Source organism: Corynebacterium atrinae, from assembly GCF_030408455.1.
Taxonomy (GTDB): Bacteria; Actinomycetota; Actinomycetes; order Mycobacteriales; family Mycobacteriaceae; genus Corynebacterium; species Corynebacterium atrinae.
In genome coordinates this window covers 1,258,319-1,271,449 of record NZ_CP046977.1, presented here as the reverse complement: position 1 = coordinate 1,271,449, position 13,131 = coordinate 1,258,319, and the positions used below count along the sequence as shown (strand labels likewise).

Below are 13,131 nucleotides of genomic sequence, written 5' to 3'. Positions count from 1 at the left end.
CACTTGTATCTATTTACAGGTTTGCAAACTAGCCGTTCAGGAGCCACGCAACACCATCGTCCGCAGCGTCGAACGAGCCACTAGCCGACCCTGGTTCATCATCAGCACTTCCCACAATTGGGTGCGTCCACCCAGTTGGATTGGTGTTGCCTTTGCATCGATGGACCCTGTGCGGACGGCGTCGATAAAGTCTGTTGAATTATTTACACCCACCACTGGTGCGCCAGCTGAGACCAATCCAGCTAAACTTCCAACGGACTCGGCGAGGGCACAGAACACTCCACCGTTGACCAAGCCAGCAGGCTGGAGCAGATGCTCGCCGACGTCGAGGGTTGCCCGGACACGTCCGTCGGCGATCTGGGTGTAGCGCACCCCGAGGTGGGCATCGAGTCCACCCTTCTGGGCGTTGACTACCTCGAGCATGGCCGCATCCAATGAGCGCCCGGTGCCCTTCAAACGGAAGAGGTCTGTGTAGCTGAATTCCTGTGAGCTCGTCATGGCCACCGAGCTTAGCGGCGCAGCTGGGCGACGACCGATCGGCGGTGAATCGTCCTCTCCAGTTACCTCACAGCGGGTCGGCGCGTAAAGTGAGCAACCATGAGCACTCCTGAATCACCCGAATCACTCGCCCAGATCGGTGTCGTCGGCCTCGCTGTTATGGGTTCCAACCTCGCCCGCAACTTCGCCCACAAGGGGCACACCGTCGCGGTTTTTAATCGCAGTCCGGAAAAGACCCGGGCTCTCATCGCAGAGCACGGCGACGAAGGCAACTTCATTCCCTCCGAGACCATCGAGGATTTTGTTGCTTCCCTCGAACGCCCCCGCAAGGCCATCATCATGGTTCAGGCCGGCCCGGCGACTGACGCTGTGATCAACCAGCTCGCCGATGCCATGGACGACGGCGACATCATCATTGATGGCGGAAACGCGCTGTACACCGACACCATCCGGCGTGAGAAGGAGATGGCAGAGCGCAACCGTCACTTCGTCGGCGCGGGCATCTCGGGCGGCGAGGAAGGTGCCCTCACCGGACCCTCCATCATGCCCGGTGGCCCGATTGAGTCCTGGGAGACCCTCGGCCCGCTGCTGGAATCCATCGCCGCCAACGTCGATGGCACCCCGTGCGTGACCCACATCGGCCCGGACGGTGCCGGCCATTACGTCAAGATGGTGCACAACGGCATCGAATACGCCGACATGCAGGTCATCGGCGAGGCCTACCAGCTCCTCCGCTACGCCGCTGGCATCGAACCCGCCCAGTTGTCGGAGATCTTCTCCACCTGGAACAAGGGTGAGCTGGAGTCCTACCTCATTGAGATCACCGCTGAGGTACTCAAGCAGGTCGATGCCGAAACCGGAAAGCCGCTTGTCGACGTCGTCGTGGACGCCGCCGGTCAAAAGGGCACAGGTCGATGGACCGTCAAGGAGGCCCTCGACCTGGGTATCCCCGTCACCGCCATCGGCGAGGCCGTGTTCGCCCGCGCACTGTCCTCGTCCCTCGATCAGCGCGCCGCGGCGCAAGGCGTGCTCCCTTCCGGGGAACTGGCCACCTTCGAGTCCATGGGGATAGATAAGGAACAGTTCGTTGAGGACGTCCGCCGCGCCCTCTACGCCTCGAAGTTCGTCGCCTACGCCCAGGGTTTCGATGAGATCAAGGCTGGCTCCGACGAGCACGACTGGGACGTAGACCCCCGCGACCTGGCGACCATTTGGCGCGGCGGTTGCATTATCCGAGCCAAGTTCCTCAACCGCATCGTCGAAGCCTACGACCGCAATCCGGCATTGCCGTCGCTGTTGCTTGACCCCTACTTCACGGGTGAGCTTGAGGGCTTGATCGACTCGTGGCGGCGCGTCATCGTCGTGGCTACCCAACTCGGACTGCCGGTTCCGGTCTTCGCCTCCTCGTTGTCCTACTACGACAGCCTGCGGGCCAAGCGTCTGCCCGCCGCCCTCATCCAGGCGCAGCGTGACTTCTTCGGTGCTCACACCTACGGCCGCGTGGATAAGCCGGGTGCCTTCCACACCTTGTGGTCGGGCGATCGCACGGAAATCCTCACCTAGACCCACATAGGTTTGGGATACCGAATATTGGGCGGCCAGGTACTACAGTGAAGCCAATGACCACATTCAAGGACCTCGGCCTGCCCCTTCCCATCGTGAGAGAACTTCAGCGGCAGGGCATCACCGAGCCTTTCCCCATCCAGGAAGCGGCTATCCCCGATGCCCTGGCTGGGCGGGATGTCCTTGGCCGTGGACCCACCGGCTCGGGCAAGACCTTCACCTTCGGCCTGCCCATGCTCACTCGTCTCTCAGAGTCAGGGGCTTCTCGCCCCGGTCACCCGCGCGCCATCGTGCTTACCCCGACGCGCGAGTTGGCCGCTCAGGTCCGCGAGCGCCTGGAGGAGCCCGCCGCTGCCCTGGGACTGCGGGTGCTCGACGTCGTCGGCGGTGTCAACATCAATCGGCACATTCGTTCCCTGGCTTCTCCGGTGGATCTGCTCGTGGCCACCCCGGGTCGCGCACAGGATCTCCTCGATCAGGGCAAGCTCTTCTTCGACGAGGTTGCCGTGGCCGCGCTCGACGAGGCCGACCAGATGGCCGACATGGGTTTTCTCCCCCAGGTACGTCGCCTCATGGATCGCACGCCGAAGAATGGGCAGCGCTTGCTTTTCTCCGCAACACTGGACGGCGATGTGCAAAAGCTCATCGATCGCTACATGCACGACCCGGTCACTCACTCGACCGCACCGGTCTCCGCCAGTGTGGACACCATGACTCATTTCCGCTTGCTTGTCGGCGACCGGGATTCCCGTCATAGTGTCATCGAACGCATCGCCGCTCGCGAGGGCAAGACGATCATGTTCATGCGGACGAAGCACGGTGTTGATCGGTTGGTGAAGAAGCTCCGACGCGTCGGCATCAATGCCGCCGGCTTGCACGGCGATAAGGGGCAGTCGACCCGCACCAACGCACTCGTCGGCTTCGCCGATGGCTCTGTTCCCGTCCTCGTGGCAACTGATATCGCTGCCCGCGGTATCGACATCGATGATGTCTCGTTGGTCGTCCACGTGGACCCTCCCGCCGAGCACAAGGCCTACCTCCACCGGGCGGGACGCACGGCGCGCGCTGGTACCTCCGGAACCGTGGTCACCCTGGTGATGGATGAGCAGCGTAAGGAAGTCGAAGCCCTCATGCGCAAGGCGGGCGTGAAGGCGAAGGAGATCTCGGTCACCGCGGATGCGGATGTGTTGGCCAAGATCACCGGCGCGCGCACGCCGTCAGGCAAATCATTGCTCCCAGTGGGCCAGCAGCAGCCCCGACGTCGCGGCTCGGCCCCGAAGCAGCGTGGCGGTCGGCCGCAAGGCCACGGCAATCGTAGTCGCCGATCCTCCTAAATTCCCTGACGAGATAGACCTCCATGGACATATTCCTCAGCATCCTCTCCCTTCTAGGGTTCGTGGCGCTCACGGCGTCGACCGGCTTGTTTGTCGCCATTGAATTCGCCCTCACCGGCATGGAACGTTCCACGGTGGACAACCACGCTCGCGATAAGGGCGACCGCAGCGCCCTGGCTGTCCAACGCGACTACGGCAACCTCTCATTTGTCTTGTCGGGGGCCCAGCTGGGCATCACCGTGACCACGCTGGCGACGGGTTTCCTGGCGGAGCCGATCCTCGCCCGCTACTTCACTCCCCTGCTGGAGCTGGTGGGCCTAACCGAGGCCTCATCATCGGCCGTCGCGTTGGTGTTGGCGCTTATCGTCGCCACGTTCTTGTCCATGGTCTTCGGTGAGTTGGTGCCTAAGAACATCGCGATCACCCAGCCGCTGCATACCGCGCGCGTCGTTGTCCACCCGGTTAATGCCTTTAACGTGGTGTTTAAATGGTTTATCGTGGCCATGAATCGCTCGGCTAATTTCATCGTCCGCAAGCTCGGTTTCGAGCCCGCGGACGAACTGGCCTCCGCTCGTTCCTCCCAAGAGCTCGGTACGTTGGTACGCAACTCCGCCGAGCACGGGGGCCTCGACATTGACACGGCGGAGGTCATTGATCGGTCCTTGCAGTTTGGTGATGCCATTGCCACCGAGTTCATGACCCCCCGCTCCACTATCGATTCCCTGGGGGTGGACGATACTGTCGACGACCTCATCGCCTTGGCCCTGGAGTCTGGGCACTCCCGCTTCCCGGTGGTCCGCGGCGATCTCGACGACACGGCTGGTGTGGTCCACGTCAAGGATGCCTTTTCCGTCCCCCGGGAGTTGCGTTCAACCACGACGGTCGGCTCGCTGTGCCGTGCGGTGCCTATTGTCCCCGACACGCTTGATGGCGACGCTGTCCTCAACGCCGTGCGTTCCGCGGGCTCCCAGGTCGTCCTCGTCGCCGATGAATACGGGGGCACCGCCGGGTTGGTCACCATCGAAGACGTTGTCGAGGAAATCCTCGGAGAGGTCTACGACGAACACGACGACGCGGAGGCCGAACGTGACTTCCAGGCCTTCGGCTCCTCCTGGGAGGTCTCGGGCCTGGTTCGCATTGACGAGCTGACCCAGCGCGTCGGCTACACCGCCCCGGATGGGCCCTATGAAACCCTTGGTGGCTTGTTCATGACCACGCTGGGGCGGATTCCTCGGGTGGGCGACCTGGTCCTCCTCCCGGAGGCCGATAATCCCGCTCGCGCTGAGTTTGAGACGGGCTACGACGGCCGATGGATTGCCCGCGTTACGGTCATGGAGGACCGCCGGGTAGACAAAGTCATTATCACCCCAGTGACCGATGAGGAAGCCAAGGAGTTCCACGCATGAGCATCTTCACCACCATCCTCCTCATCGTCGGGCTTTTGTCCGCCAACGCCTTTTTCGTGGCCGCCGAATTCGCCTTGATTTCCTCGCGGCGTGACCGCATCGAATCACTCATTGCCCAGGGTCGCCCCGCCGCGCGCAAGGTGCTGTACGCCACCGAGCACTTGTCCATCATGTTGGCGGGCGCCCAATTCGGCATCACGATCTGTTCGCTGATCTTGGGCAAGGTAGCTGAGCCGGCTGTCGCGCATTTCATTGAGGAACCTTTCCTTGCCCTCGGCATGCCGGAGAATCTCCTCCACCCAATTTCTTTCGTCATTGCTCTCGGCATTATCACGTTCCTCCATATTCTCTTTGGCGAGATGGTGCCCAAGAACATCGCCATTGCCGGCCCGGAGACCCTCGCCATGTGGTTGGCGCCCGCCATGATTTGGTGGGTGCGCCTGACTCGCCCGCTCATCGAGTTCATGAACTGGATCGCGCGGATCACCCTCCGCGCCTTTGGCATCGAGCAAAAGGACGAACTGGATTCCACGGTCGATGAGGCCCAACTCGCGTTCATGATCAAGGAGTCCCGCGCCGAAGGCCTGCTCGACGCCGAGGAAACCCTCCGGCTGTCAAAGGCGCTAAGGTCAGAAAAGCGCAGCCTCAAGGAAGTCATGATTCCCCTGGATAATGTCCGCACCCTCGACTTTGGGCGCCGGGGTCCGACCCTGAAGCAACTGGAACTCGCGGTGGTGGAGACCGGGTTCTCCCGCTTCCCGGTGACGGGCCAGGACGGGTCGTTCCTTGGTTACATTCACGTCAAGGATGTCCTCGATCGTCTCGCATCCGCGCAGGAAGACGAGGTCATTCCCCGCTCGCAGATCCGGCCTCTCACCATCGTCGACAGCTCGGGGCTCATGGATGAGGCTCTGCGCAAGCTCCACCGCGGCTCCGCCCACATGGCGCAGGTCCGCGAGCGTGGCGAGCTCATCGGAGTCATCACCTTGGAAGACCTCATCGAAGAATACGTCGGCACCGTCAACGACTGGACCCATGAGGATTCTTGATACCGCCACGTGGCACGCCCGGCAAGAAGCACACATCACCCGCGCGGAGGCGTTGACTCGCGATCATCTGGAGCGTCGACGCCGCAACGTCAAGCACCCGGTATTTGACTTCCTATTTGAGTATTATCCGGTCCGTCCGGCGCATCTGCGCCGCTGGCACCCCGGCCACGGGCTCGCTCTGGAAGGGCACATCGATATGCGGGACTACCTGCTTATCGACGCCCCGCCGGCCACCGCCGTCGACGTCACCGCCCTGTGGCGCCGCCGCGGCGGCGCTTATCTATATATTCGCGACCTCCTCCGGCGAACAAACCTCAACCCGACACACTTCGACTGCTTTGGCCTCCACGAATGGGCCATGGTCTATCGCAGCGATGCCCCTCGCCACGATCTTCCGCTGCGCCTGGGCGCAGCGGGAAGCGACGCGGTCGTCGAAAAGCACCAAATACGGTGTACGCACTTTGATGCGTTCCGATTCTTCACCCCACCTGCCCGATCGCTCAATATTGCGGTGTTGGAGCGTGCGGATCAGCCCGAGTTCGACCAGGCTGGCTGCGTGCATGCGACGATGGATGTGTTCAAATGGGCATCTAAATTGGGCCCGCTTGTCCCTGGCGAGGTTTTGCTCGAGGCCTTTGAACTAGCCGTCGACGCCCGCATTCTCGACATGGAAGCCTCCCCCTACGATTGCCGCGACTATGGGTTCGGAGTGGTAGCGATTGAAACTCCGGAGGGAAAGGCCGAATACGTGGCCCGACAACGGGGTCTGGCAGAGCGGGGAAAACCCCTGCGTGACCGGCTTGTCGCAATCATCGATGCTGCGGAAGTCGATACACTGAGAACTTAAATACCTTTCGTCTCAGGTGAGGATAGACATCCATGGGCCGTCATTCCAATGGACAACCAAACAACCGCCTTTCCGGCGGGCTCATTGCGGCGGCCATTGTGGCGCTCATCCTGGTCATCTCTTTGGTGACGTGGTTTATCGCCCGCAACAACAATGAGGTAGAGAAGGTAGCCGCCTCTGGCGACTGCATCGACGGCGATCTCATCTTGCCCATCGCATCGGCGGGCCCGGAGGCCGAAGAGTTGGTGAACGCTTACAACGAGTCAAACCCCGTGGTCCGCGACTTCTGTGTCAAGGCCCAACTGGTAGATTCTGTTGACTCCGCCGCCCTCTATCTGGCTCCGGACTCTCCCCGTACCGTGCAAGCCTTGGGCAGCCGCACTGTTTCGCTCACGACCCCCGTGTCCATTGAGGCCTCTCAGTTGTGGAACGCAGACGGCGGCGACCTGAGCAACGTTGACCCAGCCTCCATCACCTACCCTGTTGCCACCGACCCCGACGCGGCAGTCGCCGTCGCGACTGCTCTGGACAAGGATCTCGCGCCGCAGTTCATTGAGCGGGATCGCAACGCCACGATTACCGACGCCACCGGAGTCATCGCCGTGGGCGCCAACGACGAGGTGGATCGCAGTATCGGTTCCACCGTCGACATTAACGGCGCCGAGGTCATCCAGATCGCCCACGTCCTCAACCCCTCCGGGTCGGTCACCGAGGAGCAGACGCGCGCCGCCGCCCACTTCGCCGACTTCAGCTCCATCGAGTCCGAAGTGCCTTCCGATCTCCCCGATCGTTCCGCTGCGTGGGCGGTCATCGGCACGGACACCCCGCCGAGCTCCAACGGCGCATCCACTTCCCTCGCCTCGACCCCCACGGACACCCTCATCCTCCTCGATACCTCCTCCGCCGCGGGTGCTACCTTCTTCGGAGAAACTGCCGCGGCTTTGTCCTCCACCGCCCTCGACTTGGGGAGCGACGGGCAGCAGGTCAGCGTATGGAACTACTCTTCCCCGCTCAACCCCGGGGTGACCAAGGGCTGGCGCGCCAACGTCAATTTCACCGACAGCGGTGAACCCGGTGCGAATGCCCTCGTGCGCTTCGGCTACGGCGGGGTTCCCCAGACTCGCTCCGCGCTCGTCGCTGCTGCCGGGGCCGCTGCGGACCACGCCCGCACTGCCGGCAAGACCACCCGCATTCTCTTGGTCACCACTGGTACCGATCAGGATATGGATGATGCTTCGTTCACTCAGGCCTTCTACGGTGCCGTAGCAGGCGCGGACGTCCTAGTGGATGTCATCCAACTCGGTTCGGGCGAGGCCGACCAGGCCGTCACTGGTGTGGCTACCTCCACCACCACGGTCACTTCGCCGGATCAGCTTGATAGCTCCATCCGGAAGGCAGTCGGCCTCTAGCTGGTCCGGCAAGCGTAAAGCCGCTTCCCTGCAACCCTCCCGCCCGTGAGCGGAGCGAGAGTGAATGGGGAAGCGGCTTTTTCTGTTCTAGCGTGACAGCTTAGGAGGTCTTGCGGGTACGGCGCGCGGCCAGCTCGTCCATGCCGATGACTTCGGCTCCGGACTCTTCATCGACGCGCTCCGAGGGGAAGGAGGCGATGGTGCCGGTGAGTTCCTTCATGATGCCGGGGACTGCGATACCAAAGACACCCTGGCCGCCTCCCAGCAAGTCGATGACCTCATCGGCGGAACGGCATTCGTAGACCGTGGTGCCGTCAGAGACGAGGGTGATCTCGGCGATATCGTTGGCACCGCGGTCACGCAGCTTTTCCACGGCGAGGCGGATGTTCTGCAGCGAGATGCCGGTGTCCAGCAGGCGCTTGACGATCTTCAGCACGAGGATGTCGCGGAAGGAATAGAGACGCTGCGAGCCGGAGCCGCGGGCGCCACGAATCGAGGGAACAACGAGCTTGGTCCGGGCCCAGTAGTCGAGCTGGCGGTAGGTGATGCCAGCGACTTGGCAAGCGATGGGGACACGGTAGCCAACCTCTTCCCCGGGGCCGAGGTCGAAGAGGGATTCTTGGACGGGGGCCTGGGTGGTGTCCGAATGATCGTGGGTGCTCACGTAATTACTCCAATGGTGTTTGGAAAAACGCCTTATGCGTCATTTAAAGCCAAGAGTAGAGCAACGTCAAGGCACAACTTGGCAACACGCCGCAACTCTAACCCTCAAGTTGAAGATTAGACTTCATTCTACCCGTTGTCACCTTTAGTCACATCCGTGTCATCTGCCCCGTCGGCACCATCGCCACCCGGCTCCAGGAAATCATTCTCATCCATGCCCAGCGAACGCATCATTTCTTCGAAATCGGCATCCGCCTGGGCATCACCCGAGGCCGACAGGTCATCCTCCACTGATGACCCCGCGGCAGGACTCAGACGCAGCCCGAAGTACTCCTCCAACGCATCATCTGAGACGAAAAAGGACGCTTGGGTGAGCACATCTTCTTCCACCTGAATATCGAGCTCCAACGCCCGCGCCAACTTAATGGCATCAGAGGGTCGGGCATCGATCTCTTCGCCATCGTTGAACACCACCGAGGCAATGAACACGCCCTCGAAATGGCTAATAATGTTGACAGCCGTGACTCCACTGGTCAGACGAGTCGACATTTCCGCCATGAGATCTGGGGTACCCGGGCGACGTGGCACAAAGCCCTCATCCCGGGCTTCCAACTCAGCCGCCGACAAGGGCGACATCCAGATGGGAAGGATACGGTTGTGCTCGGCCCATCGCAGCAGAACGCAACTGAAGTGTTCTGGGCCGGTGCTGTGCACACCGTGGTACTCGACGGGAATCAGCGTCATGATTCCAGCACGTCGCGGAGGGCGCTTTTGACCAATGAGCTGTGCAAAGACACAGCCAGGGCCGTCATCTGCTGACCCATATCCTCCGCCCGCTGGCGCGCGGTAGATCCCTTCGACTTCGCCACCGGCGAAATAACTTGTCCAATGAGGTCAGCCTGACGGCGCGCGGTGTTGCGCATGGACTTCAAATGCCGGGCATCAAAACCAAAGCCCTTGAGCGCCTCGGCCGCTGAAACGATCTTGATGTCATCAACAGAGAAGTAGCCCGCGCCATCCGGCTTGATCAACCCAATCTCTAGCAGCTCAAGGACCAGCTGCATTTCCACGCCCGCCTGGCTGGCCAGGTCGGCGTCTGTGAGCCGGGAGGCAGCTGGTTTGCGAAAGTCCTCGGGTGAGGCACCCGTGGTAAGAATCGCGGCAACAGCCCCGGAATCCATCGCTTCCAGCTGCTCACGGATAACCTTCAGCGGCAGGTAATTGTCCCGCTGGGTCACCAAAATGTAGCGCAACCGCTGGACATCATCGTTGGTGAAACGACGGTACCCTGACGCCGTGCGCTGCGGCGTAATCAGCCCCTCGGCCTCGAGGAAGCGAATCTTGGAGACAGCCACATCGGGGAACTCGGAGCGCAACAACTCCAAAACCTTGCCGATGGACAACGTCCGGGCTGAGGTCCTGGCAGCGTTGTCGCCCGATGCCGCGCGGACTGCCGTCGACTTTCGAACTGCACTCACTGTCTCGGACTAATTTCCCTCTAGTCGGCCTTGGGGCCGGCGACGAAAACGAGACGGAACTTACCGATTTGCACCTCATCGCCCGTGGTCAACACCTGGGAATTACGGGGCTCACGGTTAACATACGTGCCGTTGAGGGATCCCACATCGAATACCTCGAACTCACCCTCATTGGTGCGGAACTCCGCGTGGCGGCGGGAAACGGTGACATCATCGAGGAAGATGTCAGACTCCGGGTGGCGCCCAGCCGTGGTAATCGGCTGATCAAGCAAAAAGCGCGCACCCGCGTTGGGTCCACGTTTAACGACGAGAAGGCCCGCACCAGCAGGCAGATTATCCGCCCCAGAGGTGGCCGGAGCGGCGCCGGACTCCATTTCCTTCAGCAAATCAGCCCGGAAGACCGATGTGGTCTCGACCTGCGCTTCAGGAGTACCGGTGTTCTCACTCATTTCAAAACCTCCGATTGTCGGAACTGTGACTGTTTGCAATCATAGCCGTTGTCGCCCGCCGAGGCGGGCACGGGGACGGCCAAGTCACCCATTCACCCACGCTGATCAGCGGAAAAGATTGCCGATACCGGACACAACCGAATTGCCCGATCCTGCGAGCGGGTTGTCGGAAACCATGTAGGTCCACGTGGCGGACGGCCGAGCGAGGCCGTTGTCGCCGAGATGTGCCCCGGCGGCGTCGATAAGCACAGTACGGAACGTCTCGACGGATTTGTCCACCGCCCGCTGCGCCACGCCTTTGAATTCTCGCACGGCAATGCGGTGGTATTCATCAATCGGAGTCTCGCGCGCAATGGCCCTCAGGTGGATCGACTCTCGCACGTCATCCATGACGGCGAGGTGTTCGGCCCATTCATTGTCCAGGTGGAAGAGCATGATGTCGCGGGCAGCCTGCTCACGCACGCTCACGTCCAGGTCTGCGAGGCCGAGTGCCTTCTCCGGCGCGTGCCCAGATAGCTCCTCCCATGCCAGGGGCGTATCCAACAGTCGGGCGCGGCGCTCATCGAAGATGTCACGCTGATCGGCCAGTAGCTGGTTGTACTTCCACGTCTGGGCATGGATTTCCAACAATTGGCCTTCAGTCACGCGCTGGCAATGCGCCACAAAATTGGCGATCTTGTTGGAAGTGATCCGGCCGAGCGCATCAGGCTGGGCGGTGACGGATTCCCCGGAGCCACCAGACACCACGACGTCGTCCTCTAAAGAAACGAAGAACAGCGAGAGCCCCGGATCGCCCTGTCGCCCTGCCCGGCCGCGCAACTGGTTATCCAAGCGCACAGTGCGATGGCGAGAGGTACCGATGACAGCTAGTCCACCCAGCTTGGCGACGGCGTCGTGGTCCCGCTCATCCGCCCCGCCAAGGCGGATGTCGGTTCCGCGCCCCGCCATCTGCGTCGACACCGTCACCCGCCCGAGGTCGCCAGCTTCCGCAACGATCCGGGCCTCTTCGGCATCGTTTTTGGCATTGAGGACGTTGACCTCGACTCCCCGCTCCGCCAACGCCGCCGCTAGGGCCTCCGACTCGGCGACATCATGGGTGCCCACTAGCACGGGCTGGCCCACGGCATGCAGCGCGGAGATCTCCTCCACGATCGCCCGGTTCTTTTCAGCAGCAGTGGCATAGATCCGATCGGCCTCATCAAAACGCTGGAGCGCCTTGTTTCTCTCAATCTCCGAAACATGTAGGCCATAGAACTGCCGCAGCTGATCCGTTGCTTCGACGGCGGTGCCCGTCATCCCGCACACCATCGGGTAGCGGCGCATGAGGGCTTGAAGAGTAATCGTGTCGAGGATCCGCCCTCCCTCGCTCACGTCCAACCCCTCCTTCGCCTCGACGGCTGCCTGCAGCCCGTCGGGCCACCGCTGGAGATCGGCGACGCGGCCCCGGGAGGCGTCGATTAGCGCGACCTTGCCCTCATCAACTAGATAGTGAATGTCGCGGATAAGCAGAGCCTTCGCGTGCAACGCGAGGTTGACGCGGACGAGGGTGGTACCAATGTGTTCGTCGTCGTAGAGCGTCGTAATACCCAACGCCTGCTCGACGCGAGTGGCGCCGGCATCGGTGAGGAAGACGTTGCGGCGATCATCGTCGATGGAATAGTGTTCGTTCTCCCGCAGCGTGCGCACGACCTCGGTTATCTTTCCGGTGGTTTCCACCCCCGGTTGGCTCCCGGCAAGAACGAGCGGAACGAGCGCCTCATCCACCAGCACCGAATCCGCCTCGTCGACCAGAGCAACATCGGACGGGGCCTGCACCGCATCACTGCGGCGGGTGACCTGCTGATCACGCAGGACATCGAAACCGATTTCATTGACCGGACCGTAAACGACATCACAGCCATATGCCTCACGCCGCTCCTGCGGACCAAGCTTTTCCGTGATGGCGCCTACCGACAGGCCAAAGAAGGACACCAGCGGCCGCATCCATTCCGCGTCACGGTCAGCGAGATAATCATTAATGGTTATGAGGTGGACGCGCTTGCCCATGAGGCCGAACCCGGTCGCCGCCATCGCTCCGACCAAGGTCTTGCCCTCACCGGTGGCCATCTGGATGACATCTCCCTCAAGAAGCCGCAAGACCGCCTGCGACTGGACCGGGAACGGCCGCAGCCCGAGCGTGCGTTCCGACGCGACCCCCAGCACCGCCAAAAATTCCGCGGGATCTGTGAGAGTGCCGCCGGCAGTGAGGTCGTGCGCGCGCTGGGCCAAAGCAGAGTCATCAAGGTGCGACAACTCGGCAGCACGAGCGGCAGAATCCTCAACAATCGCGAGGCTCCGCTTCTGATTGCGTGACTGCTGCGCCCCCATTGCTTTCCAGAACCAGTTGAAAGCCAAGGACCCACTCCTTATGAATTGCTGCTTAAATCGTCGTCTCC

The 13,131-nt window shown here is 61.8% G+C and carries 12 protein-coding genes; 6 read left to right on the top strand and 6 right to left on the bottom strand.

Annotated elements, in window-relative coordinates:
- Positions 1–36: 36 nt before the first annotated feature.
- Entirely contained in the window at positions 37–498 is a 462-nt protein-coding gene (locus CATRI_RS06295) for a PaaI family thioesterase (protein ID WP_290220733.1), read from the bottom strand.
- 99 nt (positions 499–597) lie between these two features.
- Here CATRI_RS06295 and gnd point away from each other — a divergent pair, with 99 nt between their 5' ends.
- The 6 genes from gnd to CATRI_RS06265 are packed head-to-tail and all read left to right on the top strand — an operon-like array spanning position 598 to position 8,106.
- The gene (gene gnd, locus CATRI_RS06290) at positions 598–2,061 is read left to right on the top strand and encodes an NADP-dependent phosphogluconate dehydrogenase (RefSeq protein ID WP_290220731.1); all 1,464 of its coding nucleotides are present in this window, start codon (positions 598–600) and stop codon (positions 2,059–2,061) included.
- Between the two features lie 56 nt (positions 2,062–2,117).
- Positions 2,118–3,395: a DEAD/DEAH box helicase gene (locus CATRI_RS06285; protein WP_290220729.1), complete on the top strand. Its 1,278-nt coding sequence runs from the start codon at positions 2,118–2,120 to the stop codon at positions 3,393–3,395.
- 23 nt (positions 3,396–3,418) lie between these two features.
- The gene (locus tag CATRI_RS06280) at positions 3,419–4,801 is read left to right on the top strand and encodes a hemolysin family protein (protein ID WP_290220727.1); all 1,383 of its coding nucleotides are present in this window, start codon (positions 3,419–3,421) and stop codon (positions 4,799–4,801) included.
- Positions 4,798–5,850: a hemolysin family protein gene (locus tag CATRI_RS06275; RefSeq protein ID WP_290220725.1), complete on the top strand. Its 1,053-nt coding sequence runs from the start codon at positions 4,798–4,800 to the stop codon at positions 5,848–5,850. The genes CATRI_RS06280 and CATRI_RS06275 overlap by 4 nt, the downstream gene beginning before the upstream one ends.
- Complete coding sequence (locus CATRI_RS06270) at positions 5,837–6,697, top strand: 3-methyladenine DNA glycosylase (protein WP_290220723.1); 861 nt, start codon at positions 5,837–5,839, stop codon at positions 6,695–6,697. The genes CATRI_RS06275 and CATRI_RS06270 overlap by 14 nt, the downstream gene beginning before the upstream one ends.
- 32 nt (positions 6,698–6,729) lie before the next feature.
- Positions 6,730–8,106, top strand: coding sequence for a hypothetical protein (locus tag CATRI_RS06265; RefSeq protein WP_290220722.1), 1,377 nt, complete (start codon positions 6,730–6,732; stop codon positions 8,104–8,106).
- A gap of 100 nt (positions 8,107–8,206) precedes the next feature.
- Here CATRI_RS06265 and CATRI_RS06260 read toward each other — a convergent pair whose 3' ends face one another.
- From CATRI_RS06260 to secA2, 5 genes are all read right to left on the bottom strand, one after another.
- A complete protein-coding gene (locus CATRI_RS06260; RefSeq protein WP_290220720.1) occupies positions 8,207–8,770 on the bottom strand; it encodes a MerR family transcriptional regulator in 564 nt (187 codons plus the stop codon).
- A gap of 128 nt (positions 8,771–8,898) precedes the next feature.
- Positions 8,899–9,513, bottom strand: a complete 615-nt coding sequence (locus CATRI_RS06255) for a bifunctional nuclease family protein (RefSeq protein WP_290220719.1) — start codon at positions 9,511–9,513, stop codon at positions 8,899–8,901.
- A complete protein-coding gene (gene ftsR / locus CATRI_RS06250; protein ID WP_290220717.1) occupies positions 9,510–10,247 on the bottom strand; it encodes a transcriptional regulator FtsR in 738 nt (245 codons plus the stop codon). Before ftsR ends, CATRI_RS06255 begins: the two co-directional genes overlap by 4 nt.
- A gap of 20 nt (positions 10,248–10,267) precedes the next feature.
- On the bottom strand, positions 10,268–10,696 hold the full coding sequence (gene odhI / locus CATRI_RS06245) for an oxoglutarate dehydrogenase inhibitor Odhl (protein ID WP_290220714.1): 429 nt from the start codon (positions 10,694–10,696) through the stop codon (positions 10,268–10,270).
- A 105-nt stretch (positions 10,697–10,801) separates the two neighbouring features.
- A complete protein-coding gene (gene secA2, locus CATRI_RS06240; RefSeq protein ID WP_435384195.1) occupies positions 10,802–13,063 on the bottom strand; it encodes an accessory Sec system translocase SecA2 in 2,262 nt (753 codons plus the stop codon).
- Positions 13,064–13,131: the final 68 nt, after the last annotated feature.

Coding starts and splice junctions, on each gene's coding strand:
- CATRI_RS06275 (WP_290220725.1), top strand. CDS start 4,798: ATGAGCATCTTCACCACCATCCTCCTCATCGTCGGGCTTTTGTCCGCC.
- CATRI_RS06270 (WP_290220723.1), top strand. CDS start 5,837: ATGAGGATTCTTGATACCGCCACGTGGCACGCCCGGCAAGAAGCACAC.
- CATRI_RS06285 (WP_290220729.1), top strand. CDS start 2,118: ATGACCACATTCAAGGACCTCGGCCTGCCCCTTCCCATCGTGAGAGAA.
- gnd (WP_290220731.1), top strand. CDS start 598: ATGAGCACTCCTGAATCACCCGAATCACTCGCCCAGATCGGTGTCGTC.
- odhI (WP_290220714.1), bottom strand. CDS start 10,696: ATGAGTGAGAACACCGGTACTCCTGAAGCGCAGGTCGAGACCACATCG.
- secA2 (WP_435384195.1), bottom strand. CDS start 13,063: ATGGGGGCGCAGCAGTCACGCAATCAGAAGCGGAGCCTCGCGATTGTT.
- CATRI_RS06295 (WP_290220733.1), bottom strand. CDS start 498: ATGACGAGCTCACAGGAATTCAGCTACACAGACCTCTTCCGTTTGAAG.
- CATRI_RS06265 (WP_290220722.1), top strand. CDS start 6,730: ATGGGCCGTCATTCCAATGGACAACCAAACAACCGCCTTTCCGGCGGG.
- CATRI_RS06255 (WP_290220719.1), bottom strand. CDS start 9,513: ATGACGCTGATTCCCGTCGAGTACCACGGTGTGCACAGCACCGGCCCA.
- CATRI_RS06280 (WP_290220727.1), top strand. CDS start 3,419: ATGGACATATTCCTCAGCATCCTCTCCCTTCTAGGGTTCGTGGCGCTC.